25 protein-coding genes are annotated in these 26,965 nt (G+C 71.4%); 9 read left to right on the top strand and 16 right to left on the bottom strand.

The features are described 5' to 3' along the window. Positions 1–11: 11 nt before the first annotated feature. A complete protein-coding gene (locus tag AB5J56_RS35675; protein ID WP_369238995.1) occupies positions 12–2,801 on the bottom strand; it encodes a penicillin acylase family protein in 2,790 nt (929 codons plus the stop codon). 284 nt (positions 2,802–3,085) lie between these two features. Between AB5J56_RS35675 and AB5J56_RS35670 the strand changes: the two genes are divergently transcribed. Together AB5J56_RS35670 and AB5J56_RS35665 are read left to right on the top strand one after the other, a co-directional pair. Continuing rightward, the gene (locus AB5J56_RS35670) at positions 3,086–3,688 is read left to right on the top strand and encodes a hypothetical protein (RefSeq protein ID WP_369238993.1); all 603 of its coding nucleotides are present in this window, start codon (positions 3,086–3,088) and stop codon (positions 3,686–3,688) included. Positions 3,689–3,799: 111 nt separating this feature from the next. After that, positions 3,800–4,534, top strand: coding sequence for a 3-keto-5-aminohexanoate cleavage protein (locus tag AB5J56_RS35665; RefSeq protein WP_369238991.1), 735 nt, complete (start codon positions 3,800–3,802; stop codon positions 4,532–4,534). Here the strand turns inward: AB5J56_RS35665 and AB5J56_RS35660 are convergent. Continuing rightward, complete coding sequence (locus AB5J56_RS35660; protein ID WP_369238989.1) at positions 4,480–5,076, bottom strand: hypothetical protein; 597 nt, start codon at positions 5,074–5,076, stop codon at positions 4,480–4,482. The genes AB5J56_RS35665 and AB5J56_RS35660 overlap by 55 nt on opposite strands. A gap of 302 nt (positions 5,077–5,378) precedes the next feature. Here AB5J56_RS35660 and AB5J56_RS35655 point away from each other — a divergent pair, with 302 nt between their 5' ends. Continuing rightward, positions 5,379–6,446 (top strand): RNA ligase (ATP), encoded by a 1,068-nt coding sequence (locus tag AB5J56_RS35655; RefSeq protein ID WP_369238987.1) that lies wholly within the window; start codon positions 5,379–5,381, stop codon positions 6,444–6,446. A gap of 84 nt (positions 6,447–6,530) precedes the next feature. On the opposite strand, the gene soxR is transcribed toward AB5J56_RS35655, so the two are convergent. After that, the gene (gene soxR / locus AB5J56_RS35650) at positions 6,531–7,043 is read right to left on the bottom strand and encodes a redox-sensitive transcriptional activator SoxR (protein WP_369238985.1); all 513 of its coding nucleotides are present in this window, start codon (positions 7,041–7,043) and stop codon (positions 6,531–6,533) included. A gap of 123 nt (positions 7,044–7,166) precedes the next feature. Between soxR and AB5J56_RS35645 the strand changes: the two genes are divergently transcribed. Beyond that, positions 7,167–7,628: a MaoC family dehydratase gene (locus AB5J56_RS35645; RefSeq protein ID WP_369238983.1), complete on the top strand. Its 462-nt coding sequence runs from the start codon at positions 7,167–7,169 to the stop codon at positions 7,626–7,628. Between the two features lie 59 nt (positions 7,629–7,687). Here AB5J56_RS35645 and AB5J56_RS35640 read toward each other — a convergent pair whose 3' ends face one another. The 3 genes from AB5J56_RS35640 to AB5J56_RS35630 form a co-directional block, all read right to left on the bottom strand. Continuing rightward, positions 7,688–8,314, bottom strand: coding sequence for a TetR/AcrR family transcriptional regulator (locus tag AB5J56_RS35640; RefSeq protein ID WP_369238981.1), 627 nt, complete (start codon positions 8,312–8,314; stop codon positions 7,688–7,690). A 104-nt stretch (positions 8,315–8,418) separates the two neighbouring features. Next, positions 8,419–8,706: a YiaA/YiaB family inner membrane protein gene (locus tag AB5J56_RS35635; RefSeq protein ID WP_356147134.1), complete on the bottom strand. Its 288-nt coding sequence runs from the start codon at positions 8,704–8,706 to the stop codon at positions 8,419–8,421. Between the two features lie 59 nt (positions 8,707–8,765). Further along, positions 8,766–9,917 (bottom strand): acyl-CoA dehydrogenase family protein, encoded by a 1,152-nt coding sequence (locus AB5J56_RS35630; protein WP_369238979.1) that lies wholly within the window; start codon positions 9,915–9,917, stop codon positions 8,766–8,768. A gap of 58 nt (positions 9,918–9,975) precedes the next feature. Here AB5J56_RS35630 and AB5J56_RS35625 point away from each other — a divergent pair, with 58 nt between their 5' ends. The 3 genes from AB5J56_RS35625 to AB5J56_RS35615 all read left to right on the top strand — a co-directional run bounded on the left by AB5J56_RS35625 (position 9,976) and on the right by AB5J56_RS35615 (position 12,557). Continuing rightward, positions 9,976–10,626 (top strand): TetR/AcrR family transcriptional regulator, encoded by a 651-nt coding sequence (locus AB5J56_RS35625; protein ID WP_369238977.1) that lies wholly within the window; start codon positions 9,976–9,978, stop codon positions 10,624–10,626. 78 nt (positions 10,627–10,704) lie between these two features. Further along, positions 10,705–11,430 (top strand): ArsR/SmtB family transcription factor, encoded by a 726-nt coding sequence (locus AB5J56_RS35620; protein WP_369238975.1) that lies wholly within the window; start codon positions 10,705–10,707, stop codon positions 11,428–11,430. 161 nt (positions 11,431–11,591) lie between these two features. Beyond that, the gene (locus AB5J56_RS35615; protein WP_369238973.1) at positions 11,592–12,557 is read left to right on the top strand and encodes a DMT family transporter; all 966 of its coding nucleotides are present in this window, start codon (positions 11,592–11,594) and stop codon (positions 12,555–12,557) included. 34 nt (positions 12,558–12,591) lie between these two features. Here AB5J56_RS35615 and AB5J56_RS35610 read toward each other — a convergent pair whose 3' ends face one another. The 10 genes from AB5J56_RS35610 to AB5J56_RS35565 form a co-directional block, all read right to left on the bottom strand. Next, complete coding sequence (locus AB5J56_RS35610; protein ID WP_369238971.1) at positions 12,592–13,680, bottom strand: Zn-dependent alcohol dehydrogenase; 1,089 nt, start codon at positions 13,678–13,680, stop codon at positions 12,592–12,594. A gap of 54 nt (positions 13,681–13,734) precedes the next feature. Further along, positions 13,735–15,123 (bottom strand): aldehyde dehydrogenase family protein, encoded by a 1,389-nt coding sequence (locus tag AB5J56_RS35605; protein ID WP_369238969.1) that lies wholly within the window; start codon positions 15,121–15,123, stop codon positions 13,735–13,737. A gap of 92 nt (positions 15,124–15,215) precedes the next feature. After that, positions 15,216–16,559, bottom strand: coding sequence for an ABC transporter ATP-binding protein (locus tag AB5J56_RS35600; RefSeq protein ID WP_369238967.1), 1,344 nt, complete (start codon positions 16,557–16,559; stop codon positions 15,216–15,218). 237 nt (positions 16,560–16,796) lie between these two features. Next, positions 16,797–17,519, bottom strand: a complete 723-nt coding sequence (locus AB5J56_RS35595; protein WP_369238965.1) for a class F sortase — start codon at positions 17,517–17,519, stop codon at positions 16,797–16,799. Then, complete coding sequence (locus AB5J56_RS35590) at positions 17,506–18,171, bottom strand: hypothetical protein (protein ID WP_369238963.1); 666 nt, start codon at positions 18,169–18,171, stop codon at positions 17,506–17,508. Before AB5J56_RS35590 ends, AB5J56_RS35595 begins: the two co-directional genes overlap by 14 nt. 100 nt (positions 18,172–18,271) lie before the next feature. Further along, the gene (locus tag AB5J56_RS35585; RefSeq protein ID WP_369238961.1) at positions 18,272–19,519 is read right to left on the bottom strand and encodes an MFS transporter; all 1,248 of its coding nucleotides are present in this window, start codon (positions 19,517–19,519) and stop codon (positions 18,272–18,274) included. Next, entirely contained in the window at positions 19,519–20,922 is a 1,404-nt protein-coding gene (locus tag AB5J56_RS35580) for a CitMHS family transporter (RefSeq protein WP_369238959.1), read from the bottom strand. Before AB5J56_RS35580 ends, AB5J56_RS35585 begins: the two co-directional genes overlap by 1 nt. A 123-nt stretch (positions 20,923–21,045) precedes the next feature. Then, positions 21,046–23,298 carry a molybdopterin oxidoreductase family protein gene (locus tag AB5J56_RS35575; RefSeq protein ID WP_369238957.1) on the bottom strand — a complete coding sequence of 751 codons (2,253 nt, stop codon included), beginning with the start codon at positions 23,296–23,298 and terminating at the stop codon, positions 21,046–21,048. 151 nt (positions 23,299–23,449) lie between these two features. Then, a complete protein-coding gene (locus AB5J56_RS35570) occupies positions 23,450–24,079 on the bottom strand; it encodes a TetR family transcriptional regulator (protein WP_369238955.1) in 630 nt (209 codons plus the stop codon). Further along, positions 24,076–24,657 (bottom strand): hypothetical protein, encoded by a 582-nt coding sequence (locus tag AB5J56_RS35565; protein ID WP_369238953.1) that lies wholly within the window; start codon positions 24,655–24,657, stop codon positions 24,076–24,078. The genes AB5J56_RS35570 and AB5J56_RS35565 overlap by 4 nt, the downstream gene beginning before the upstream one ends. 148 nt (positions 24,658–24,805) lie before the next feature. Here AB5J56_RS35565 and hmgA point away from each other — a divergent pair, with 148 nt between their 5' ends. Then, positions 24,806–26,131: a homogentisate 1,2-dioxygenase gene (hmgA, locus tag AB5J56_RS35560; protein ID WP_369238951.1), complete on the top strand. Its 1,326-nt coding sequence runs from the start codon at positions 24,806–24,808 to the stop codon at positions 26,129–26,131. Between the two features lie 50 nt (positions 26,132–26,181). After that, positions 26,182–26,931 carry a GntR family transcriptional regulator gene (locus AB5J56_RS35555; RefSeq protein WP_369238949.1) on the top strand — a complete coding sequence of 250 codons (750 nt, stop codon included), beginning with the start codon at positions 26,182–26,184 and terminating at the stop codon, positions 26,929–26,931. Positions 26,932–26,965 lie beyond the last annotated feature (34 nt).

The following is a 26,965-nucleotide window of genomic DNA, read 5'->3' as shown; positions in this document are numbered from 1 at the left end:
CGTAGGCACCGTCACCGATGTGACGAGTACTCCACCACCTGCTGGTAGGTCGGCCGGTTCTGCCAGGTGATCTTGCCGTGCTTGATGCCGCCGAGCGTGCGCTGCACGATCGAGTCGGCACACCACTGGTCGCCCGCCGAGCACTGGTCGTCACCCGGGTAGACGGCGGACGCGGTCTTGCCGGCGGCCTCCTTGAGCGTGCTGATCAGCAGATCCCGGCAGGCGCTGAGGTTGCCGCCCCCGCAGTACGAGTGCGCGAGGCCGCCCTGTACGGACTCCCCCAGCACCGTCCGGATGTCCTTGTCGACGTAGCTCCACCAGCCGTACTGGAAGGAGCTTCCGGCGTGTGCGCCGGTCGGGCCGTGTGCGGCCGACGGCGACTCGTCGATGGGGATGTTGTTGCCGATGGCGGCGTACAGGTCGCTGCCGAGGCCCGGTTCGAACTCGGCCTTCACCAGCAGCGGCCACCAGGCGTCCAGGATGCGGATCGCGTCGGCGTCGGCGTAGGCGTGCGAACCCGCCGACGTCTCCGTGCGCTTGGCGCCGGCCGAGATCCACGCCTGCAACTTGCTGACCGCCGCCGCGGCCGTGGAGTCGGTGACCGTCGAGCTGTTGACGACCTTCAGCAGGTCCGGGAGCACGTCCTCGGCCCGCAGGTCGGCCAGGGCCGCGTCCGCCATCGCCTTCACCAGCGCGGTTCTGGTGACACCGCCCGCGGAGACCAGCTTCTTCACCCGGTCCTCCAGGAGGTCGCCGCGGTGCACCGAGCCGTCGCCCCAGGGCGCGGTCGTGTAGTTCTTGGCCTGCTTGTTGTTCCAGGAGATGTAGTAGTCCTGGTCGATGGAGTTGGGGTGGGCGGAGGCCGCGGTGTACGTGGCGGTGTTGGTCGCCGGGTCCCAGCCCTTCCACTCGTACGCCGACTGCGCCCAGACCGGGAACTCGGCGTCGACACCGCTCGCGCGCACCGGGTTGTCACCGCTGTTGTAGTACGCGGTGTGCGCGGAGTCGGCGTAGAACCAGTTGAAGGTGTAGTTGATGTGCTGCGCCGCGCTCTGGAAGGTCGCCGGGCTCTTCACGTAGTCCGGGTCGTTGAGCATCTGGAAGCCGATGATCGAGTCGGCCTCGTGCATGTAGGAGGACCGCAGGGTGGTGTACGCGACCTTCTTGCCGCCGACGGTCGCGCGGTACTCCACCGGGCCGTACTTGGTCCGGTAGACCTGCATCCGGTACGAGCCGGCGGCGGTGCCGTCGGCGACGGTCGGCTTCCAGGAGTTGGTCTGCTCGACCTTGTCCATGGCCGTACAGGTGCCGTGGTAGAGGTAGTGGTAGTCGTCCTGGCACAGCTCGACGGCGTACGTGTCGATGATGTCCTGGCCGGAGGTCGTGGCGCTCCACGAGTAGTCCTGGCCGCGGCCGAGTTCGACGTACATGCTCAGGCCCGCGAAGGAGGCGCCGCGGGCGCTGAGACCCGGGCCCTGGATCTCCTGGAGCATGAGCAACTGCGGCGCGAAATAGCCGGTTTGGGGACCGAAGACGGCGATCGGGTGGCCGCTGGCGGTGTGTTTGCCGCTCACCACGAGGGCGTTGGACATCCCGCGCTTCGCCGAGGTGAGAGCCGTCTTGGCGGCCGTGGTGGAGGCGCCGGTGGCACTTGCGGTGGCCGCGCTGCCGGTGCGGTCGTAGACCAACGGCTCCTGGGTCACCGAACCGGCGTCGGGCAGCGCCTCGCCCTGCGGGTCGTCGGGCTTGGTCGCGTACGGGAAGCTCTCGCCGTTGTGGACGGTGAGGGCCGCCTCCGGGTCGTTGCGCTCGCGGAAGGACTCCCAGACCTTGGTGCCCTCGGCGACGCCGTACTTGGACTGCGCGGCGATCAGCGAGAGGGCGTTGTTGACCTCGCCGCCGCCCCCGGAGCCGAAGAGCGAGCCGATGACGGAGGCCAGCGCGACCAGGTCGGTGAGCTTGAAGTGGTCGATGGTTCCGGCGTTGGTGACCGAGTCCTTGTGCCCGGTCAGGACGTACTCACCGGGGAAGTACCGCCCGCTGTCGGAGGCGTCGATGTAGGAGTTGATGCCGTCGAGGTAGGCGTTCGCGTCGGCGAGGGCCTGCTGGCCGCGGGCGCCGTTGTTGGCGATGGCCCGGTCGATCTGAGCCTGGAGGTCGGCCTCGGTGTACGGCGCGTTGCGCCAGAACTCCTGCTCAAGGCCCTGGTTGGAGGCCGCGCCGCCCGCGAAGGTGGTCAGCTGGCCGCGTCCGACGTGCCGGAAGACGTCCATCAGCCACAGTCGGTCCTGAGCGGCTGCGTACCCGGCTCCGTATTCAGTGCCGTAGCGGGTGGTGCCCGTGATGTGCGGGACGCCCGTCTTCTTGTCGCGGACGATCGTCACGTCGCTGCGCCCGCCCGGCTTGGTGGTCGAGGCGACCTGGTCGGACGCGACGCCGAAGGAGGCGTCGTTGAAGAAGTTGTTGATCTTCGCGTCGGTCAGCGACGAGTAGCCCGAGGGCAGATTGCCGTAGGGCGCGAGCTGGTCCTCGGCGTGGTCGGGCTGGGTGCCGAAGGCCTGGTTGAGGAGGACCTGGGCGAGGGTGGCGTTGCCGTTCTCGCCGGGCGGGAGGATGTCGGAGCACTGGCCGCCGCAGTAGTCGTTCGCGGCGGTCGCGCCGGCGGCCGAGGCCGGGGCCTGGGTGAGCGGGGACAGAAGCCCGGCAATGAGGGCGCATACGGATGCGGCCTTCAGGAACCCCGGGAATCTGCGGGGAGTTCTCAGTCTGTCCAGGGTGGTACGTGGGGTGCGCCGTGGCATGGCAGCTCCTCCCGACGGGGGTGGGCCCGGACGTTACCGCCGGTATCCCCGAGATTGAAGATGAACATGCGTCACTTTTTGGAGTCGTCACGGCAGACATGGGGTCATCACGGCAGAAACATGGGTCACGGCAGCCGTCTGAGGTGTCATCACGACCCGCTGATGGAGGTCATCGGAAAACGGATGGAGCCGAATCGCTTGTCGATACGTCTATTCGGCGACGTCCGTTCGACGACGCCGAAGTGACCGAAGTAAAGGTGCAGGTGTGACGGAGGTGCAGGGCGATGGCGGGTTTCCGGAGTCTGGCGAGACAGGTGCGAGATCCGAGGTGCGATCTGGCGCTGCGGCGGTACTCACTGCGCAAGTGCCTTGAGAGGTTCGCCCCTTACGGGCATCGGGCGACCTGGGACCATCTGTGCTCCCGGGCCGGGTTCGGTCCTGAGGACCGTTCTCCCGATCCGGCGCGGCTCGTGGCCGCACTGGACGAACTGGAGGAGGCCCGCTCCGTCTGGCTCGCCTATGAGGTCGAGTTCGCGCAGCGCCGCAAGAAGGAGAAGCACGACGGGCTGCGCAGGCCGGGCACGGTCGACGACTGGCACCGGCTGACCTGGGGCGGTTGCGGCGTCGCCTGGTGCGACGACCCTGAGGTCCACCCCCATGAACCACTGGCCGAGGTACTGCGCCGGCTGATCGCCGCACTGGAGCGCGAGCCCGGCGCCTGGTGCCCGGTGTGCGGCGGCGAGCGCCTCATATGGAAGTACGACCTGGCCCATGAACCCTCATCGGGCCCGGTCTGCACCGGCTGCGGGATCGTCGTGCCGCGGCCCGTCCTGACGGCCGAGGCCCTGGCGGACGCCAGGCGCGGGCAGCTGCTGATGTCGGCGTAGGCACGACGGGGGTGCGTTACGAGGGCCGCACCCCCGAGCTGGTGTCTGCTGCACCCTGACCCATCGGCTGTGATCAGCCGGATTGTCAGTGGCGGCTGGCACCATCGAGGCATGGTGCAGGTTTGTCTGAACGGAGCGCGCGGGGCGGTCGACGGTGCCGTCGTTCCGCTGTCGCCGGGGGCAATGGCCCGGTCCGCGGACGAGGCCGTCGCGGCCGGGGCCTTTGACGTCCATGTCCACCCCAAGTCCCCCTGTGGACAGGACACTTTGTCGCCGAAGGCGGTCGCGGCGACGCTCGAGGCGATACGCGCACAGGTGCGGGTGCCGGTCGGGGTGAGCACGGGTGCGTGGGCCGAGCCGGATCCCGCGGCCCGGGTGGAGCGCGTCCGCTCCTGGACCGTGCTGCCCGACCACGCCTCGGTCAACTGGCACGAGCCGGGCGCCGAGGAGGTCGCGGCGGCCCTCCTCGACCTCGGGATCGGCGTGGAGGCGGGCCTCTGGTCCGGCACGGACGGCGCGGCACGGTTCGCGGCGTCCCCGCTCCGGTCGCGGGTGCTGCGCGTGCTGGCCGAGGTGACGGACGCGGACCCGGCGACGGCCGAGGAGTCCGCCCTGGCGCTGCTGGCCGACCTCGGCTCCGGCACCGACCCCGGCCGCCCCGTGCTGCTGCACGGCGAGGAGGGCGGTGCCTGGCCGGTGCTGCGGCTGGCCGGACGGCTGGGGCTCGCGACGCGCGTCGGCCTGGAGGACACGCTGGTCCTGCCGGACGGGCAACGGGCGCTGTCCAACGCTCAGTTGGTGGCGGAGGCGGTTGCCCAGTACGGATGGGCCCAGCGCTCGTCGTAGGGGAGGGCGAGGAGTTCGGCGCGTATGGCCAGGTCGGGCTGCCCGCAGGCACGCAGGCGCGGGGCGGCCTGCTGCGTCAGCCAGGTCCGCAGCCGCGCGACGCCCGCGTCGCGGCTGTCGTCGTACCACCAGCGGAAGGGGTCGGAGTCGGAAAGCAGGTCGTAGAGCCAGTCGTCGACGCAGTGGGCTAGGTGCCCGTCGGCGACCGGTCCGGGTACCCATCCGTCGAGGAACGGGGTCACGGTCCGGGCGACCGAGGCGCACGTCTCGAAGACGTCCTCCATCGGGTACGGCGGCTCGGGCGCCGTGAGCTGGTCCTGCCACCAGGCGTGCACGAACGCCTCGACGGCCGCGGCCTGCTCGGCGGGCCAGGAGCGCCAGTTCACCCGGCTCAGCCCATGGGCTCCCCAGCCGATCCCGTCCAGGCTGCCGTCGGCCATCGCCCGTGCCAGCTGCGGCATCAGGCGGCGCATCGCGGCGGCGTGGTCGTCGAAGTGGTCGCTGACTTCGTAGACCCACATCCGCAGCACGTCCGCGGGCATGGCGACGTCCGCAGTGCGCAGATAGGCCGTCTCCTCCGGCAGATGGCAGCGGCCGCAGCCGGTCTCGCCGGGGGGGGCTGGCGAAGCCGTGGAAGACCGTGTCGATGTCCGCGAGGGCGGCCTCAAGTGCCGGTGAATGCATGGGAGACGTCCCGTCAGGACTCCGTGCACGGCGTCGCCGCCGGCCGAAGATCGCGACGTTACCAGCCGCAAAACTCCTCGCTCCACCCCTTTCCCGTACGGACAGTTGGGGGCGATGAAACACAACTGAGCCACCACACCGTGTAACCGAGGAGTCCCCGATGTCGACGCTGCGCGTCACCGCCGAAGTGCTGACCATCCACAAGCATCCCAACGCCGACGCGCTGGAGCTGGCCCAGGTGGGCCTGTACCGGGCCGTCGTCGCCAAGGACGCGTACCGCACCGGTGAGACCGCCGTCTACATCCCCGAGCAGTCCGTGCTCCCGGACCGGCTGATCGAGGAGCTGGGGCTGACCGGACGCCTGGCGGGCAGCAGGTCCGACCGGGTCAAGGCGGTGCGGCTGCGCGGTGAGCTGTCGCAGGGAATCGTGTGCCGGCCGAAGGCGCTCTCGGACGTCGACCTGGCGCGGGCGGCCGAGGACGGCACCGACTTCGCGGAGGCGCTCGGCATCGTCAAGTGGGTGCCGCCGATCCCGCCCACGATGAACGGCGAGGTCGAGTCCGCGCCCGATCTGCTGCCCTGGGTCGACATCGAGAACATCCAGCGCTATCCGGACATCTTCACGCCGGGCGAGCCCGTCGTCCTGACCGAGAAGCTGCACGGTTCGGCCTGTCTGCTGACCTATCTCGCGGACGAGGGCCGCGCGCACGTCTCGTCGAAGGGCTTCGGCGCCAAGTCCCTCGCCCTGAAGGAGGATCCGCGCAACCTGTACTGGCGGGCCGTGCACAGTCACGGGGTCGCGGAGGCCGCGGCCCGGCTCGCCGAGCGGCTCGGCGCGCGCCGGGTCGGCATCTTCGGCGAGGTGTACGGGGCGGGCGTACAAGATCTGGCGTACGGCGCGGACGGCCGCCGCGAGACCCTCGGGTACGCCGTCTTCGACGTGTCGGCGGAGATCGACGGCGAGGTCCGCTGGCTGGACGCGGCGCGGCTGCTGGAGGGTGAACTGCCGCTCGTACCAAGGCTGCATGAGGGCCCGTACGACATCGGACGCGTCCTGGAGATCGCCTCGGGCCGGGAGACCGTCTCGGGGCGCGAGCTGCACCTGCGCGAGGGTGTCGTCATCCGTGCCAGCCCCGAGCGGTACAGCCCGGTGACGGGTGGCCGGGCGATCGCGAAGGCGGTCAGCCCGGCGTATCTGACGCGGAAGGGCGGCACGGAGTACGAGTGACGGCGTGACGCCCTCGCCGGGCGTCACGACCTCGCCAGACGTGACGCCCTCGCGAGGGCGTCACACCCAGCGCCCGGGGGCTGCTCAGCGGCAGTCCTCGGGCTCCTTCTGCTGTGGGGTCCGGTCCGGTCGGCCGTTGGTGCGGCGCTCCACCATGAGGCGGGAGCCGGACTGCCGCTCGCCGAAGACGTCGTCGGGGTTGGAGAGCACACAGCCCTCCAGGGAGAGACAGCCGCAGCCGATGCAGTCGGTGAGGTGGTCGCGGAGCCGGTTCAGCTGCTTGATGCGCTCGTCGAGTTCGGACCGCCAGACCTCGGAGAGCCGGGCCCAGTCCTCCCGGGTCGGGGTGCGTTCCTCGGGAAGCTCGGCGAGCGCCTCGCGGATCGTGGCCAGCGGGATACCGACGCGCTGCGCGGCCCGCACGAAGGCGACCCGGCGCAGCGCGTCACGGGAGTAGCGGCGTTGGTTGCCCGTGGTGCGGCGGCTGCTGATCAGGCCCTTGGACTCGTAGAAGTGCAGAGCGGAGACGGCGGCGCCGCTGCGGGCCGACAGCTGGCCGACCGTGAGTTCATGGATCTTCTCGGGAATCTGGGGCACCCCTCGAACCCTACCTACCGCGTCACACCGTGGTTCCGTTGACATGGGCTTCCCGTCCGACCATGCTAAGCAGTTGCTTAGGCATGTAGTTGCTTGGACATTGCGACGTGGGAGGCCAGGGACATGGCAGAGCCGAGGATCTTCACATCCGCCGACGAACTGACGGCGGCGGTGGGCGAGCAGTTGGGGCACAGCGACTGGCTGGAGGTCGACCAGAAGCGGATCGACCTGTTCGCGGACGCCACCGGCGACCACCAGTGGATCCACGTGGACCCGGAGAAGGCGGCCGCGGGCCCGTTCGGCACGACCATCGCGCACGGCTATCTGACGCTGTCGCTGCTGCCCGCCCTGGTGCCGCAGGTGATGCGGGTCGAGAACGTGAAGATGGGCGTCAACTACGGCACGAACAAGGTCCGCTTCCCCGCTCCCGTGCCGGTGGGCTCCCGGGTGCGCGCCACCGCGGTCGTCACGGACGTCACCGAGACGGGCGGCGGGGTCCAGGTCACGGCGGCGGTGACGGTGGAACGCGAGGGCGGCGACAAGCCGGTGTGCGTGGCGGAGTCGGTCTCGCGCTTCTACTTCTGAGCCGCGCTACGGCGTCAGGGGCGCACCCCTGCCTCTGACGCTTCTGATGCCTCTGAGCCCTAGCTCTTGGCTCCCACCATGCGCAGGACGAGGTCGGCGTAGAGCTCGCCGACCTCGTCGGGGGTCCGGGGGCCGTTGACGTTGAACCAGCGGGCCACGTCGATGCAGAGGGAGAGCACGGCGAGCGTGGTGCCCGGGATGTCGGGCACGTCGAACTCGCCCGCCGCCACGCCGTCCTGGATGATCCCGCGCACCTCGGCGTCGACCTGGCGGCGCAGCCCGAGGATCTCGGCGCGGGCGTCCGGGCCGAGCGAGTCCAGTTCGTACTGCACGACGCGTGCGGTGGTGCGCCCGCCGGCGTGCCAGCGGACGAAGGAGCTCACGGCGTCGGCGAGCCGCTCGGCCGCGTCGCCCTCGCCCTGGGCGGCCGTCCGCAGGATCTCCACGGCCTTCTCGTGGCCGATCCGGCTGATCCGGTGGAGCAGCTCTTCCTTGGTCTTGTAGTGGATGTAGAGCGCTGCGGGGCTCATGCCCGCGCGGCCCGCGATGTCCCGGGTCGTCGTCGCGTGATACCCGCGCTCGGCGAAGGCCTCGACGGCGGCGACGAGCAGTCGCCGTGCCGCGTCCGGGGTGACCTCGGCCCACGGCTGCATGTCGCCGCCGACCGTCTCCTCCGCCGTACTCATCGCTCGCGCCCCTTCCAGTGGCATGACGAACACCATACCTCTGAAGGTGAGCGAGCGCTTAGAGTGCCCGCTCAGGGCCGTGGCCGCGCGGGCACGCCAAGCCGTCAGATCTTCTCGAAGGGGTCGTGCTCGGCGAGCAGCTTCTCCAGCCTGGCCTGGTCGACGCGGCTGACGATCTGCCCGGCCTCCTGCCGGTCGCGGATCACCTTGGCGAGCGTGAACGACGAGGTCACCAGGTAGAGGACGGCGATGGCGAGGAAGCCGCGCACCCATGCGTCGGCGTGCAGCCGGAAGATGCCGATGGAGGTGGCCGCCATGGCGACGGCGAAGGAGGCCACGGCCTGGCCGTAGAAGGCCGCCGTGGACTGCTGCTTGACCGGTGTCTCACTCATGGGGACAGCCTCGCCGCGCGGACCGGCGGCCACATCCGTCGGCGTACTCAGAGCGGTACTCAGAACGCCGAAATCCCCGTCAGCGCACGGCCGATGAGCAGTTTCTGGATCTGGCTGGTGCCTTCGTAGAGGGTCATCACGCGGGCGTCGCGCAGCAGTTTGCCGACCGGGTACTCGTCGATGTAGCCGTAACCGCCGTAGACCTGGAGGGCGTTGTTCGCGGCGCGCACGGCGGCCTCGGAGGCGAAGAGCTTGGCCTTGGAGGACTCGGTGGCGAACGGCAGCCCGCGGTCGACGAGATCGGCGACCCGCCAGGTCAGCAGCCGTGCCGCGTCGACGTCCACGGCGATGTCGCTGATCAGCTCCTGGACGAGCTGGTGGTGGGCGATGGTCTTGCCGAACTGCCCGCGCTCGGTCGCGTACGTCACCGCCGCGTCCAGCGCCGCCTGGGCGATGCCGACGCAGCCGGCCGCCACCGACATCCGCCCCTTGGCGAGCGCGGACATGGCGACGGAGAAGCCCTTGCCCTCGGGGGCCAGCATGGCCGAGGCGGGGACGCGCACGTCCTCCAGGACCAGTTCGGCGGTGGCCTGGCCGCGCAGGCCGAGCTTGCCGTGGATGGTGCGGCGGGACAGACCAGGGGTGTCCGTCGGCACGAGGAAGGCGGAGACGCCCTTGTGGCCGGGGGCGTCCGTGGAGCGGGCGAACAGCAGCACGACGTCGGCCCAGGTGCCGTTGGTGATGAACATCTTGGTGCCGTTGACGACGTAGTCGCCGCCGTCGCGCACGGCCCGGGTGGACAGGTTTCCCGCGTCGGAGCCGGTGCCCGGTTCGGTGAGGCCGAAGCAGCCCACCAGCTCGCCCGCGGTGAGCCCCGGCAGCCACTGGCGCTTCTGCTCCTCGCTCCCCCACGCCGCGATGGTCTTGGCGACGAGCCCGAGCGAGACGGACACGATCCCGCGCACCGAGGAGTCGCCGCGGCCGAGTTCCTCGGTCACCAGGCAGTAGGCGAGGTGGTCGCCGCCCGAGCCGCCGTACTCCTCGTCGACGGTCAGGCCCAGGAACCCGACCGCGCCGAGCTTCTTCACGATGCCGCGGTCGACGTCCTCCGCACGGTCCCAGGCGATGACGTGGGGGGCGATCTCGCGCTCCACGAAGTCCCGGGCGAGCTGCCGTACGGCGGTCTGCTCCTCGCTGAGCTCCAGGTTCATGCCGAGTCACCCCACAGAAATTAAATTAGCACTGCTAGTTTTCAGGCGCAGCCCTACTATGTGCGCCATGGCCCGACCGCGCAAGCCCCTCCTGAGCACCGACCGCATCGTGGACACGGCCCGGGCGCTCGTGGACGCGGAGGGCCTCGCGGCCGTCTCCACGCGTCGGCTCGCCGCCGAACTCGGGGTCAGCGGCCCGTCCCTGTACAACCACTTCCCCACCAAGGACCAGATCCTGGAGGCGGTGGCGGACTCGGTGAGCGCGCAGGTCGACCTGTCGATGTTCGAGGACGGCCGCGCCTGGCGGACCGCCCTGCACGACTGGGCCGTCTCCTACCGGGCGGCCCTGCGCGACCACCCGAACATCGTCCCGGTCCTCGCCCGCGGCCCCGGCCGCAGGCCCGCCGGGCTGCGGGTCGCGGACGCCGTCTTCGGCGCGATGGTCGCGGCGGGCTGGCCGCCCGCACAGGCCACCTCCATCGGCGCGCTGATGCGCTACTTCGTCATGGGCTCCGCGCTGGGCTCGTTCGCCGGGGGCTTCGTCGACGACGCGACGGCGTACGACCCCGCCGACTACCCGCATCTCGGGCAGGCCCATCTCCTCGCCGAGCAGCAGGAGAAGATCGACGAGCGGGCCTTCGAGACGGGGCTGACCGCGCTGCTGGACGGGCTGAGCCAGCAGTACGCGCAGCTCGCGCGGGGGGCGTGAGCGGGACTCGGGGCCGTTGTCCGGGCGCCCTCGATGGTTCGGTGAGTGCCGAACCGTTCGTGTCGCATGCTGGGTGGCATGACGAGGCCGAAGGATCCCGCAGCCCCCGGGCTGGCCGCGCTCGCCGGGCTGATCGCCGACGAGACGCGCGCCGCCTTCCTGCTCGCGCTGCTCGACGGGCGGGCGTGGACCGCCGGAGAGCTGGCCCGGTCCGCGGGCGTCGCGCCCTCGACCGCGAGCGAGCACCTCGGCAAGCTCGTCGCGGGCGGACTGCTCACCGAGGAGCGCCAGGGGCGGCACCGGTACGTACGGCTGGCCGGAACCCGCGTCGCGCAGCTCGTGGAGGACCTTGCCGCCCAGGTCGCACCGACCGCCGCAGGGCGACCGCGGACGCTGCGCGCCTCCACCGCCGGTTCCGCGATGGCCCGCGGGCGCACCTGCTACGACCACCTCGCCGGGCGGCTCGGCATCGCGGTCACCGATGCCCTGACCGGGCGCGGGCTGCTGCGTACGCAAAAAGAAGGGGCCGCGGGGTTCGTGCTCACGGACGCCGGTGTGCGGTGGTTCGCGGACGCCGGGATCGGGCTCGAACGGGCCGGTCGCCGTCCGTTGGCACGGGCCTGCCTCGACTGGACCGAGCGCCGTCCCCACCTCGCGGGCATCGCGGGCGCCGCCCTGTGCCGCCATGCCCTGGACGCGGGCTGGTGCGTGCGCATCGGGTCGGAGCGGGCCGTCAAGGTCACGGGTGAGGGCGAGCGGGCGCTGGCGGAGCTGTTGGGGATCGAGGCGGGTGTGTTGCGTTGAGGCGGCCGCCGGGGTCTACGGCGCAAGGCAGTACGGCTTCGGGCTGGACCGCTCTGAGCAGTACGGCTCCGGGCAGCCCCTCGCCGTAGATCAAGGCCCTACCCAGCAGGGCGTCCGAAATCCGCGAGTCATTGTCGTACGTCACCTCTAGCCTCAGGAGCATGATGAACACGTCCCCGACCGTCCCCGGCCGTCGCGCGGAGCTGCTCGCCGCGGGAGCCGCCACGGTCACCGTCGTCCTGTGGGCCTCCGCCTTCGTGTCGATCCGCAGCGCGGGGGCCGCGTACTCGCCGGGCGCGCTGGCGCTCGGACGGCTGCTGGCCGGAGCCGTCGCGCTCGGGGCCATCTGCCTGGTGCGCAGGGAGGGTTGGCCACCGCGGGCCGCCTGGCGCGGGATCGCGATATCCGGGCTGCTGTGGTTCGGCTTCTACATGGTGGCGCTCAACTGGGGCGAACAGCAGGTGGACGCCGGTACCGCGGCGCTGGTCGTGAACATCGGCCCGATCCTCATCGCCCTCCTCGGCTCGCGGCTCCTCGGCGATGCCATGCCGCCGCGGCTGCTCGCGGGCATGGCGGTGTCCTTCGCGGGCGCCGTCGCCGTGGGGCTGTCGATGTCCGGCGGGGGCGGTTCGTCGGTGCTCGGTGTGGTGCTGTGCCTGCTGGCCGCCGTGGGGTACGCGGGCGGGGTCGTCGCCCAGAAGCCCGCGCTCGGTCGGGCGAGCGCGCTGCAGGTCACGACGTTCGGGTGTCTGGTCGGCGCCGTCGTGTGTCTGCCCTTCGCCGGGCAGCTCGTGCATGACGCAGCCGACGCGCCTGTCTCCGCGACGCTCAACATGGTCTATCTGGGCGTCTTTCCGACCGCGCTGGCGTTCACGACGTGGGCGTATGCGCTGGCCCGGACGACCGCGAGCCGGATGGGTGCCACGACGTATGCCGTGCCTGCGCTTGTGGTGCTGATGTCCTGGCTGGTGCTCGATGAGGTGCCGGGGTTGCTCACGCTGGCCGGGGGTCTGCTGTGTCTCGCGGGAGTGGCGGTTTCCCGGTCTCGGGCCCGGGTTCGTACGGCCGCGGGGGCCGAGCCCGTGGAGGTCGCGGTTCCGGAGGCGGCTCCGGAACCGCGGGGCTAGCGGCCTCGTCCTCGAACGCCTGACGGGCTGAAACCTAGAACGTCGTGATCAGCGCCCTTCCCCCCTTGCCCGCCACCATGTTCTCGAATGCCCTCGGGATGTCCTCCAGGGTGATGCGTTCCGTCACCATGGAGGTGAGGTCGAGGCGGCCCTCCCGGATGTGTTCGGCGAGGATCGGGAGGTCCTTGGCCGGGTCGGAGTTGCCGTAGACGCAGCCTGCGAGGGTTCGGCCCCAGTGGAAGAGTTCCAGGGCGTTGAAGGTGATCTGCTGGTCCTTGCCGCCGATGCCGACGACCGTGGTGCGGCCACCGCGACGGGTGGAGTCCCAGGCCGTGCGGATCGTGACCGCCCGGCCGACGCACTCGACGGCCACGTCGACGCCCTGCTTGTTGGTGAGGGCGCGGATCTCGCGGGCGGTGTTCTCGGAGGCGACGACGTAGTCCGTGGCGCCGGCCTCGCGGGCGAGGGACTCCTTCTCGGGCGAGACGTCGACCGCGACGATCTTCGAGGCGCCCGCGATCCTGGCGGACTGCAGGGCGGCCAGGCCGACTCCGCCGGCGCCGAACACCGCGACGGTCTCGCCCGCCTGGACCTTCGCCGAGTGGTGGACTGCGCCGTAGCCGGTGAGGACGGCGCAGCCGAGGAGGGCCGCGTCGGTGAGCGGTACGCCGTCCGGCGCCGGGAGCACGCAGGCGGCGGCCACGACGGTCTCCTCGGCGAACGCGGCGACGTTCAGGCCGGGATGCAGGTCGCTCCCGTCGGACACCCGCCGCGCGTACACGTCCGCCGCGCCGTTCAACGCGTTGGCGCACAGCCACACCTCGCCGAGCGAGCAGGCGTGGCAACGTCCGCAGGAGGGAGCCCAGTTGAGCACGACCCCGTCACCGGGGGCGACGTGCGTGACGCCCTCACCGACGGAGACGACCGTGCCCGCGCCCTCGTGCCCGAGTACTGCCGGCACCGGCACGCGCATGGTGCCGTCGGACAGGGACAGGTCGGAGTGGCAGACCCCGGCGGCGACGAGGCGGACGCGGACCTGGCCGGGGCCCGGCTCGGGCAGTTCGATGTCGGTGATCTCCAGCGGGGCGCCGATGGCGGGCAGGACGGCGGCACGGACAGCCATGAGGGCAACTCTCCAGAATGTGGGGCGGCTTGGACTGCGGTACGGCGAACCGGGTCAGAACTGCAGGGACTTGGTCTGGAGATACTCGCCGAGGCCGTGCGGGCCGAGTTCGCGGCCCACGCCCGACTGCTTGTAACCGCCGAAGGGCGCCAGAGGGTTGAAGCGGCCGCCGTTGATGTCGACCTGTCCGGTCTCCAGGCGGCGGGCGAAAGCGACCGCCTCCGACTCCTCCCCGGCCCAGACGGCTCCCGCGAGGCCGTACACCGTGCCGTTCGCGATCCGCAGGGCGTCCTCCTCGTCGTCGTACCGGATGATCGAGAGGACCGGGCCGAAGATCTCCTCCTGGGCGATGGTCATGTCGAAGGTCACGTCGGCGAAGACGGTCGGGCTGACGAAGTAGCCGCGCTCACAGGGGGATTCGGGACCGCCGGCGACCAGCCGGGCTCCCTCGGCAACACCCTTCTCGATGTAGCTCCGCACCCGCTCCTGCTGCTTGGCGTTCACCACCGGGCCGATCCGGTCGCCGTACTTGGCCGCTGCGGCGGCTGCGAGGTCGACCGCCTCCTCGTACCGCTCCCGGTGCACGAGCATGCGCGTCCAGGCGCTGCACGTCTGGCCGGAGTTGGACATCACGTTGGCGACGCCCACGGCCACCGCCTTGGCGAGGTCGGCGCTCGGCAGGATGACGTTGGCGGACTTACCGCCCAGTTCCAGGGCCACCTTCTTGACCGCGGCACCGGCGGTGGCGCCGATCTGCCTGCCGACGGCCGTGGAGCCGGTGAAGGAGACCAGGTCCACGCCCTCGTGCTCGGCGAGGGCCTGGCCGGCGACCGGGCCGAGGCCGGTGACCAGGTTGAAGACGCCCGCCGGTACGCCCGCCTCGTGCACCGCCTCGGCGAAGAGCTGCGCGGTCAGCGGGGTGTCCTCGGCGGGCTTCAGCACCACCGTGCAGCCCGCCGCCAGCGCGGGGGCGACCTTGGCGACGATCTGATGCAGGGGGTAGTTCCAGGGCGTGATGGCGCCGACCACGCCGACCGGTTCGTGGTGGACGGTCGAGTTGCCGATCTTCTCCTCGAAGGCGTGTGTCGCCGCCAGTTCGGCGTAGGACCCGGCGACCGCGATCGGCACGCCCGCGTGCACCGCCTGCGAGAACGCGAGCGGCGAGCCGAGTTCGGCGGTCACCGTCTCGGCGATCTCGTCCTTGCGGGCCACCAGGACGTCCCGGAGGGCGGCCAGGCGCGCGGCCCGCTCGGCGGGCGGGGTCGCGGCCCAGCCCGGGAGGGCGGCGCGGGCGGCCCGTACGGCGGTGTCGACGTCCTCGGCCGTGCCCGCGGGGACCCGGCCGATCACCTGCTCGTCGACCGGGTTCACGACCTCGATCGTGTCCCCGCCCGCGGCGGGGCGCCAGCCGCCGTCGATGTACATGCCGTCGTGAGCCTGCATGGTGAGTCCTCCTGGAGGGGTCGCGTCGTCCGGCACACAAACTAGCGATGTTAGTTTTCGCGCGCCAGGCACCCCTGCCTCACCACGGCCGCTCACTCCTCCAGGTCCGGCAACCGCGCCGGGGCCGGGCAGATCCGTTCGCCGTGCTGGTCGAAGACGAACAGGTGGGCGAGGTCGACGAGGAGGGGGATCTGCATGCCGTGGCGGAGGTCGAAGTCGGGGGTGGTGCGGACGACGAGGTCCCCGGGGAGGCGGCCCTCCGGGGGCGCCGGTTCGGGGCGCTCGGGTCCGGTGTCCCCGGGGTGTTCGAGGACCACGACAGGCCCGGCCCGCAGGGCGCCCGCGCGTTCCCTCAGGCGGTCGATGACGGTGCCCTCGCGGCGTCGCCGCCGGGCCGCGCGGACCGGGCGCGGCGCCTCCAGGTCCGGTACGACGGCGGGCCGCGAGCCGGTGTTGAAGTGGACGAGGACCTCGTGGCCCTGGAACTCCACGTGCTCGACGAGACCGCTGATCGCCACCTCACCGGGGCGGGCCGCGGCGGGCTTGGCGATGCGGACGGCCTCGGAGCGCAGCCCGACGATGACCTCGCGCCCCTGCTGCACCCGCAGCAACTGGTGGTCCAGGGTGAGGGGTTCGGGCAGCCGCAGGTACTGCTTGCCGAGGCTGATGGACATGGCGCCGTCGAGCGGGGCGCGGACGACGCCGCGCAGCAGGTTGATCCGCGGGGTGCCGATGAAGGCGGCGACGAAGACGTTCACCGGCAGTGCGTAGACCTCCCGCGGGGTGGCGAGCTGCTGGAGGACGCCGCCGCGCAGGACGGCGACGCGGTCGCCGAGCGACATGGCCTCGGCCTGGTCGTGGGTGACGTACACCGTGGTGACGCCCAAGTCCCGGGTCAGGCTGGATATTTCGGCGCGCAGATGGTTGCGGAGCTTGGCGTCGAGGTTGGACAGCGGTTCGTCCATCAGGAAGGCCGACGGGTGGCGCGCGATCGCCCGGCCCATGGCGACCCGCTGGCGTTCGCCGCCGGAGAGCTGGCTGGGGAAGCGGTCGAGGAGGTCCTCGATGCCGAGCATCCGGGCGGTGGCGTCGACGCGCGGGCGCGGGTCCGCGCCCGGCGCCTCGATGCGCAGCGGGAAACCGATGTTGTCGCGGCTGGTCATGCTCGGGTACAGGGCGAAGTTCTGGAAGACCATCGCGATGTCCCGCTCGGCGGGCGGCAGATCGTTGGCGTACTCGCCGTCGAGGCGCAGCTCGCCCTCGGTGACGTCCTCGAGTCCGGCGATCATTCTCAGCACGGTCGACTTGCCGCAGCCGGACGGCCCGAGCAGCACCAGGAACTCACCGGGCCGGATGTCGAGCGACAGCCGCTCCACCACGCGGGTGCCGCGCGTGTAGACCTTGCTGACGTTGTGCAGGGAGATGGCGCGTGTCATGAGGGGTGCCCCCGGGGGCTCACAGGACTGAGGTGCTCCACGGTCGGACGTCCCGTGCGGGTCGTACGGGGCGTATGAGTCACGGAAGCTAACGGACCGCACATGCCCAGGGGAAGACGCTCGGCGGGATCGGACGGCTCCGTCCAGCCCGTGAGAAACCGGACGATCAGCTTCAGCTCCCCTTCCGCCCCTTTCCGGCCGATTCCGACCCCTCGGCGGTTGTCCCCCGGCCTCGGTTCACGCCCCGCGCGCCGGGCCGCGGGTCGCCGTCAGATGCGCGAAGACGACGATGTTCCCGGCGTAGCCGGTCTTCGGGTCGTAGGCGCCGCCACAGGTGATCAGACGCAGTTCGGGGCGGTTCCTGGCGCCGTACACCTCCTTGTCGGGGAAGTGCGCCTTCTCGTACGTCCGTACCGCGTCCACCGTGTAGACGGCGGTCCGTCCGTCGGCGCGGTGGGCCTCGACCAGACGGCCGGGCCGGAGTTCGCCGAGCCCGGCGAAGACGGCCGGCCCGGTCCTGGTGTCGCGGTGCCCGACGACAACCGCCGTGCCGGTCCCGCCCGGCATCGGTCCGCCGTCGTACCAACCGACCAGCTTGGGGTCGTCCACGGGAGGTGCGGTGAGCCGGCTGCCACCGTCGAGCCGGAGCCCGACGACCGGCGCCTCCAGGCCGAGATACGGAATCGCGAGGGTGGTGGGCCGGGAGGGCGGCAGCGGCGTCGGCGGGGCGGGAGGCCTGGCCGGCGCCGGCCGGGATCCGGCGCCGCCCGCGGCGGGGCGGGCGGACGCGCGGGCGTCCCCCGGCCCCGCGGCGGCCGATGCGGCGGGCGCGGTGGTCTCATCAGCGCCCGCCCACCAGACGCCGCCCACCACCAGGCCGATCGTGACCACGATCGTCCTCGTCAGGCGGTAGGCGCGCGTCCGGTACCAGGGCCTGCGTCGTCGGTTACGCCGCGCCATCGGGGCGGCGGCGCAGCCGGAAGTACACGGCTCCTCCGACCACGACGAGTCCCGCCGCGGCCGCACCCGCGACCGGCGAGAAGTCCTCGGTGCGGGCGAGACCGCCGCCGCCCGCGGGCGGGCCACCGTGCGGGCCGCCCGGACCACCCGGATGCGTTGAGGTGGGCGTCGGGGTCGGGGTCGGGGTGGGGGTCGGGGTCGGGGACGGCGAGGAGCCCGTGCAATCGACCTTGAAGACCTTCATCTTGCCCGCGCCGTTCTCGCCGGTGAACGTCCACGTGAGCTTGTACTGCCCGTTGTCCAGCGGCACGTTGTCGGTGTGGGCCGCGCCGTTCGCGTCGGCGACGAGGTCGCCCGAGGCCGTGTCGCCGCCGTTGACGTGCGGCTGGGTCTCGATGGACCAGTGGACGTTCTGCATCGCGTCGAAGCCGGTGGCGTCGAGGTAGAACTCGCAGACCTTCGGCTCGTCCTTCGGGTCTCCGGGGTCCGTGTCCGGCGTATGGATCTTGACGGTGCCGTTGTCTCCGGGCACCGGAGCGGCGAACGCGGCCGGGGCCCCGGCGAGGGCGGTTCCCGCGACGGTGAGCGCGGCGAGAGCGGTGGCGGCGGTCAGACGCGCGCCGCCGCGGCGGGCAATGGACGAGGTGAACATGCAGAATCCTCCGAGTCAGACGATTTTCATACAAATCGCACTTCGCCTGACTCTCTTTCACATCCCCCCGCGAAAACCGGAAGCAGCGCCCGACGCTCCGTCAGATATCGCTCTTCCGGCGCAAGCGCGCCCCGACCCGGGAACGGGACGGCAGCGGCTTCGCGCGCCCCCGGTCCGGCTCCCCCGGCGACCGCAGCGCGACCCCCGACGACAGCAGCAACAGCGCCCCGAGCATCACGAACGGCGCTGCCACACCCGCGATTCCGGCGACCAGACCGGCCGCGGCGGGTGCGGCGACCTGGCCGAGCCGGTTGCCGGTCAGCCGCAGGGCGAGGGCGGTGGAGCGCGCGCCGTCCGGGGCCGCCTGGACGACCGTGGTCATGGACAGCGGCTGGCCGACTCCCAGACAGAAGCCGAGGACCAGCAGCATCGCCGCGAGCGCCCAGACCGGCACCGGCAGCGCGATACCCGCGCACAGCACGCCCGCCACCAGACAGGTCACGGTGAGCAGCGCGGCCCTGCCGAGCCGGTGCAGCATCGGCGTCATCACCAGCCGGCAGGCGATGGTCGCCGCCGCGCGCAGGCTCAGCAGCAGACCGATCACGGACGGCGCGATGCCCCGGTGGTCGCCGACGACCGGCAGATACGCGGTGAGGATGTCCGTCGCGGACAGCACGGCGAGGCTGATGAAGATGCCCGCGGGCACGCCCCGGGTGCGCAGGATGCGACGGACGGGCACGCGGTCGCCGTACGACACAGGGGACTTGGACGGCGTACGGCGTTCGATGCGCCACAGCGAGGTGCAGGAGACCGCGGCGACCGCGCCCGCGACGAGCAGGGCCAGCGCGCTGGTGGCCGCCCGGTCGGGGCCGCCGATGAGGGCGCCGGCGGCGATCGGCCCGACGAGCTGGCCGAGGGACGCGCCGATGGTGAAGTGCCCGAAGTTGCGGTCCTGTTCGTGCGGTGCGGACTGGCGGGCGACGATCGACTGGGCGCCGATGACGAAGCAGAGATGGCCGAGGCCCATCACTCCGCTCCACGCGGCCATCGCCGTCAGCGAGTTCGCCGTACCGCTCAGCGCGCACCCGCCCGCGATCAGCACGACACCGACGGGCAGGAGCGGGGCACAGCGCCCGTGGTCGGTACGGCGCCCGAGCGGTACCGCGGCGAACAGCGGGAGCAGTGCGTACACGCCCGCGATGACGCCGATCGCGCGCTCGTCGGCGCCCAGCGCGAGGGCCCGGTAGGAGACGGCCGGCCGCGCCATCGACACCGCCCCCTGCGCGAAGGAGAAGGCGATGACGAGGCGCAGCAGCCAGCCCCTGCCGGGCCCGGAGGCGTCCTTCATCAGATGATGCCGAAGAGGATTCCCGCGCCGAGCACCACCAGTGAGGTGAGCGCGGCCCACTTGACCACGAACCTGGTGTGGTCGCCGAACTCGACCTTCGCCATGCCGACGAGGACGTACACGGCGGGGACGAGCGGGCTCGACATGTGCAGCGGCTGGCCGATGAGGGAGGCGCGGGCGATCTCCAGGGAGGAGACGCCGTGCGCCTGGCCCGCCTCGGCGAGGACCGGGAGGACGCCGAAGTAGAAGCCGTCGTTGGACATGAAGTACGTGAGCGGGATGCTCAGGACGCCGGTGACGAAGGCCATGTGCGGGCCCATGCCGTCGGGGATGTTGTTCACCAGCCACTTGGCCATGTGGTCGACCATGCCGGTGCCGGTGAGGACGCCGGTGAAGACGGCGGCGGCGAAGACCATGCCGGAGACGTTGAGGACGTTCTCGGCGTGGGCGCCGAGGCGGGCCTTCTGGTCGGGCATGTGCGGGAAGTTGACGGTGAGCGCGAGCGCGGCGCCGAGCAGGAAGAGGACCGGGATCGGCAGCCACTCCATGATCATGGCGGTCAGCAGGGTGACCGTGAGCAGCGCGTTGAACCAGTAGAGCTTGGGGCGCAGGGTGGCGCGGTGGGGGTCGAGGCCCTGGAAGCCGTCGTCGTCCGTCTCGGGGGCGTCGGCGTCCGTGCCGGAGCCCGAACCGCCGGTACGTGCCGCCTTCTTGCCCTCGGCGCCGCCACCGGCGCCGACCAGCACCGTCTCGGACTCGGCGGGCTCGAGGACCTCGTCCAGCGTCAGCACGCCGAGCCGCTTGCGCTCGCGGCGGCCGAGGACGTACGCGAGGGCGAAGACACCCAGCAGGCCGACGGCGAGGGCCGGGATCATCGGGACGAAGATGTCGCTGGCGTCGAGCTTCAGGGCGGTCGCGGCGCGGGCGGTCGGGCCACCCCAGGGCAGGGTGTTCATCACGCCGTTGGCCATGGCGGCGACGCCGGTCATCACGACGAGGCTCATCTTCAGGCGCTTGTACAGCGGGTACATCGCCGAGACCGTGATCATGAAGGTGGTCGAGCCGTCGCCGTCGAGCGAGACGATCGCGGCGAGCAGGGCGGTGCCCACCACGATCCGCAGCGGGTCCGCCTTGCAGAACTTCAGGATTCCGCGAACGATCGGGTCGAAGAGGCCGACGTCGATCATCACGCCGAAGTAGACGATCGCGAACATGAGCATCGCCGCCGTGGGGGCGAGGCTGGTGACGCCGTCGATGACGTAGTCACCGAGGTGGGCGCCCTTTCCGACGAAGACACAGAAAAGTGCCGGTATCAGCACGAGCGCCGCGATCGGCGACATCTTCTTCAGCATGATCAGGACCAGGAAGGTCGCGATCATGGTGAAGCCGAGGATGGTCAGCATGAGTGGATTACCTAACGTTCGCCCTTGAACTCCCACCAGGGCCGGCGGTTCGAGTGACGTTAGGTCGCGCCATCCAGCGTTAACAAGACGTTGACGTGAGAGCAATAAGCGCAAAACTCCAGGTCACAGCGTTGTCTCGGTGAGTGCCAGCTCAACGGGGACTCCGTTGAGTACGGCGTTGCCCGACAGCGGGTCAAGGAGCGAGCCGTCGAGGAGCTGGTTGACGTTGACGCCCGGGTCCAGGGCGGCGTGGCTCATCCGGGTGCCCGGCCGGTCGTGTCCCCACCCGTGCGGCAGGCTCACCACACCGCTGCGGACGCCGTCGGTGACCTCCGCCGGGGCGGTCACCTCTCCCCCGGCGCCCTTGATACGGACGGGCGCGCCGTCGGTGATGCCGAGGCGTTCGGCGTCCTCGGGGTGGATGTGCAGGGTGCAGCGGTTGGTGCCGCCGGTGAGGGCGGGCACGTTGTGCAGCCAGCTGTTGTTGGAGCGCAGATGGCGGCGGCCGATGAGCACGAGCCCGGCCGGGCGCTCGCGCAGTGCCTCGCGCAGCCGCGGCAGGTCGCCGGCGATGGGGTCCGGCAGCAGTTCGACGCGTCCGCTGCGGGTCTTCAGGGGACCCGGCAGGCGCGGCTGGAGCGGTCCGAGGTCGATGCCGTGCGGGTGGGCGAGCAGCTTCGCCAGGCTCAGCCCGTCGGGGTGTGCGCCGAAGCCGTCGCCGTAGGGGCCCAGGCGCAGCATCAGGTCGAGGCGTCGCTCGGGTCCGGACTCGCCGGTGAGGGCGGCGGCGAGTTCGTGCGGGTCGCGGCCGTGGACGGGCGAGTGCGCCTCGGTGACGGACTTGCCGAGGGTCTGGTCGATGACGAGGTCGTCCACGGCGGAGGGGTCGGCGCCGTGCATGCCGGTGGCGGCGAGGGTGAGGCGGGCGAGGATCTCGGTCTCGGGCATGCGGCCCGGTTGCAGGGGGATCGCGGCGCGGCCGTAGCGGACCTGGTTGTGTACGGCGAAGGCGTTGAAGGCGAAGTCGAAGTGCGGCGCCTGCGAGGGCGGGGGCGGCGGCAGGACGACGTGGGCGTGGCGTGAGGTCTCGTTGAGGTACGGGTCGACGCTGACCATGAAGTCCAGTGAGCCGAGGGCCTTGTCGAGGCGGTCACCGTCGGGTGCGGAGAGCACGGGGTTGGCGGCGACGGCGATGACGGCGCGCACCGGGCTGCCCTCCGGTGTGGCGGTGTCGATCTCCTCGGCGAGCGAGGACAGCGGCAGTTCGCCCTTGGCCTCCGGGTGTCCGCTGACGCGGCTGTGCCACCGGCCGAGGGCGAAGCCGCGGCCGGGTCCGGCCGGGCGGGGCGTCTTGTCGGTGGCGGAGAGGGGGAAGAGGGCGCCGCCGGGCCGGTCGAGGTTGCCGGTGAGGATGTTGAGGACGTCGACGAGCCAGCTGGCGAGGGTGCCGTGCGGGACGGTGCAGCTGCCGATGCGGGCGTACACGGCGGCGGTGGGCGCGGCGGCCAGCTCGCGGGCGAGGGCCCGGATGGTGTCGGCGGGCACGTCGCATGCCTCGCTCGCCGCCTCGGGGGTGAAGTCCCGTACGGCTTCGGCGAGTTCGTCGACGTCCTGGACGTGCGGGGCGAGGTCGCCGAGGTCGACGAGCTTCTCCTCGAAGAGGACGTACGCCATCGCCGCGAGCAGCAGTGCGTCGGTGCCGGGGCGGATCGCGACGTGCTGGTCGGCGAGCTTGGCGGTGCGGGTGCGGCGCGGGTCGATGACGGTGAGGGTGCCGCCGCGGGCCTTCAGGGCCTTCAGCTTGCCGGGGAAGTCGGGGGCGGTGCACAGACTCCCGTTGGACTCCAGGGGGTTGGCGCCGATGAGCAGCAGATGGTCGGTGCGGTCCAGGTCCGGGACGGGGATCGCGACGGCGTCGCCGTACAGGAGGCCGCTGGAGACGTGCTTGGGCATCTGGTCGACGGTGGAGGCGGTGAAGATGCTGCGCGTGCGCAGCGCGCCCAGCAGGACGGGCGGGTAGAGGGCGCCGGCCATGGTGTGCACGTTGGGGTTGCCGAGGACGACGCCGACGGCGTTCGGCCCGTGCTGCTCGACGACCGGCCGCAGCCCGGCCGCCACCGCGTCGAAGGCCTCCTCCCAGGTGGCCTCGCGCAGCTCGCCGTCCCTGCGGACGAGGGGGGTGCTCAGCCGGTCCGGGTCGCCGTCGGCGGCTCCGAAGGAGGCGCCCTTCGGGCAGATGAACCCCTGACTGAACACGTCGTCGCGGTCACCGCGCGCTCCGGTGACCCGGGTGCCCTCGATGGTCAGGGTGAGCCCGCAGGTCGCCTCGCAGAGTGGGCAGACGCGGAGCGCTGTGCGGGAGTCGGTGGTGGGCACGGGTCCTCCCGGAGGACGGTGGCGGCGGTGACACACGGACAGCGTTGAGCATACCGACCGGTATGCACGACGGGGAGGCCCCCCGGGGGGTGAGGTCGGAAACTTGCGAGGGGCAGCGCCGGGTGCCCGTCTCGGGCGAATCCGGCCTGAATCAGTCGAGAACCCCGGCCAGATACGCCCGCAGCAGCGCCCTCGTCTCCGCGATGATCCGCTCGTCGCCTTCCGGGGCGACCCGGAAGGCCAGGTGGACCAGGGTGTCGGCGGTCTCCACGGCGATCAGGAAGGCACGGCGCAGGTCCTCGTCGGGAGCGCGGTCCAGGTAGACGGAGAGCAGGTCGGTGAGACGGTCGGCGACGCGGTGGTTGGGTTCGGCGTGCCGGGCGCCGACCGGGATCTGGTTGCCGAAGTCGACGAGGGAGAAGCCGGGGGCGGTGCGCTTCATGGCGAGGTACTCGTCGAGGACGGCGTCCATGGCCGTACGCCAGCCGCCCCTGCCCGCGTCCCCGCCCGCCTCCCGCAGCCGCTCGGTGACGCGCTCGGTGTAGCGGTCGAGGTTGCGCTGGGCGAGCGCGTCCGCCATCGCACGCTTGTTGCCGAAGAAGCGGTAGACGGAGCCGATGGGCACGCCGGCGCGCTGGGCGACGGCGCGGGTGCTCAGGGCGTCGTAGCCGACCTCGTCGAGGAGGTCGGCACAGGCGTCGAGGATTCTGGTCAGTCGTTCGGCGCTGCGGCGCTGTATGGGGGCTCGGCGCAGCGAAGTCGCTTGGGGCACGGGCTTCATGATGCCTTTCCGCCGGGGTCCGGTGAACCTCCCGTACCAGTACGGGCCTCGGGGTCGTCATCGCTCACCGTCGGCGTCGGCGTCGCCGCGGACTGGGTGATGTCCGCCGTGCTCTCGACGGGCTTGCCGCCCACGGCCCACACCGTGCGGTCGTCCGCGTACAGGCGAGCGGTGACGTGGTGCGTGCCGCGCGGGACCAGGTCGGCGGCGAGGCGGTACTCGGCGGTGCGCAGTTCGGCGAGGGCGTGGCCGTCCAGGGAGAGGACGGCCACGCCGCGGCCGGCCACGGCCTTGTGCGGGGCCCCGGCGGGCGAGAAACGGAAGTCGTGGACGGTGAGCGTCACGTCCCAGCTGTCGTCGGAGTCCGGCTGGACCTCGATGCCGACCTTCGGCGCACCCTTCTTGCCGACTTCCCGGTAGTGCCGGCCCTGCTCGTCCGTGTTGTCCAGCAGCTTGCCCACGGGCGAGGGCGACGCCTTGCCCCCGCGCCCGTGCGCGTCACTGGAGCCGCAGCCCGCCGATCCGGCGAACAGGGCGCAGACCACGAGCGCGGCGAGCGGTACACGCGTCCACGACATGCCGGGGAGAGTAGAACACCGCTCGGACAGTCGGATCCCCCTGAAGTCTGGTTCTGCCCTCTTGCACACCCGAAACCTGAATCCTACGGTGATGCATAGGAATGAGTTCGTGGCATCGGTGTACGCCATCCGTCGCAAGGGAGCGATCATGAGCGGGGACGCGAGGAAGACGGCCGAAGGGCTGAGCTACCTCTCCGGATTCGGCAACGAACACGGCTCGGAGGCGGTTCCGGGCGCGCTGCCGGTGGGCCGCAACTCCCCGCAGCGGGCGCCGCTCGGGCTCTACGCCGAGCAGTTGAGCGGTACGGCGTTCACGGAGCCGAGGGCGCACAACCGGCGCTCGTGGCTGTACCGGATCCGCCCGTCGGCCGCGCACCCCGCGTTCACCCCCACGGAGAACGGCGCGATCCGTACGGCGCCCTTCACGGAGACGGTCCCCGACCCGAACCGGCTGCGCTGGAACCCGCTTCCGGAGCCCGCGCCCGGCACCGACTTCCTGGCCGGCCTGTGGACCCTCGGCGGCAACGGCGACGCGACGCAGCGCACGGGCATGGCGGTGCACCTGTATCACGCCAACGCGTCGATGGAGCGGGTGTTCAGCGACGCCGACGGGGAGCTGCTGATCGTCCCCGAGCGCGGCGGGCTGCTGTTGCACACGGAGTTCGGGCTGCTGCATGTGGAGCCCGGCCACATCGCGCTGATTCCTCGTGGGGTCCGCTTCCGTGTGGAGCTGCTGGATGCTTCAGCCCGCGGTTATGTGTGCGAGAACTATGGGGCGCCCTTCCAGCTGCCCGACCTGGGCCCCATCGGTGCCAACGGGCTGGCCAACGCGCGGGACTTCCTGGCGCCGGTTGCCGCGTACGAAGACGATGAGACCGCGGCGGGCCCCGTCGAGGTGGTGAACAAGTTCTGCGGCAACCTCTGGACGGCGACGTACGACCACTCGCCGCTCGACGTGGTCGCCTGGCACGGCAACCATGTGCCGTACGTCTATGACCTGCGCCGTTTCAATGTGATCGGCACCATCAGCTACGACCACCCCGACCCGTCGATCTTCACGGTGCTCACCTCGCCGTCGGACACCCCCGGGCTCGCGGGCGTCGACTTCGTGGTGTTCGCGCCGCGCTGGCTGGTGGGCGAGGACACGTTCCGGCCGCCGTACTTCCACCGGAACGTGATGAGCGAGTACATGGGGCTCATCGAGGGCGCCTACGACGCGAAGGCCGAAGGCTTCGTGCCGGGCGGCGGCTCGCTGCACAACATGATGTCGGCGCACGGTCCCGACCGTGAGACCTTCGACAGGGCGAGCGCCGCCGAGCTGCGGCCGCAGAAGATCGACGACGGCCTCGCGTTCATGTTCGAGACCCGCTGGCCGGTCACCGCCACGCCTCAGGCGGCACGGGCGGAGCACCTCCAGCAGGGGTACGACGACGTCTGGCAGGGCCTCCAGCGTCACTTCCGCCCGGCGGACTGAGCAGTACGGCCCGTTGCACTGACCGCCCGCGACCGGTACGGATAGCCCTCGTGACCTCCTTCGCTCCGGACTCGATCGTCCTGAACCGCAAACTGCCGCTCTGGTATCAGGTGTCGCAGTCCCTGCGCGCCTCGATACTCGGCCGGTCGCCACAGGACCCGCTGCGCCTGCCGACCGAGGAACAGCTCGCGGGGCACTACGGAGTGAGCGTGCTGACCATGCGGCAGGCGCTCAAGGAGCTGGAGGACGAGGGGCTGATCACCCGGCATCGCAGGCGGGGCACGTTCATCGAGCCGAGCGCCCGGCGGGGCGCGCCCGTGCGGCTGCTCGGTTCGGTGGACGCGATCGTGGCCCAGCAGTCGGGCATGACCACCGAGCTGCTCGACCACGGCACCTCGGCGGTGTCGGCCGAACTCACCGAGTTCTTCCCGGATCTGGACCGGGTGGGGACCTACCACCGGCTGCGCAGCGACGAGAAGACGGGCGAGCCGACGAACCACGCGCGCAACTACGTCCGTCCCGAACTGGCCGCGCTGATCGACCCGGAGGACCTGGTGCGCTGGCCCATGACCAAGGTGCTGCGCGATGTGGTCGGCGTGCGGATCAGCCGGATCACCGACACGGTGGAGGCCCGCCTCGCGGATCCGGAGACGGCACGGCTGCTCCAGGTCCCGCTGCTGAGCCCGATCCTGCACTACACGGGCATCGTGCACGGCGAGGACGGCCGCGCCCTGGACGTGGCCCGCATCCACTACCGCGGCGACCGCTTCTCGTTCACCGTCACGCTGGACGCCCACTGAGCCGGCTTGGACAGCCGGCGTTCCCTGACCCCGG

Origin of the sequence: Streptomyces sp. R21 (genome assembly GCF_041051975.1) — a bacterium.
Lineage (GTDB): Bacteria > Actinomycetota > Actinomycetes > Streptomycetales > Streptomycetaceae > Streptomyces.
Note: the sequence above shows the minus strand (reverse complement) of the source record. Positions and strands in the feature narration are given on the sequence as shown.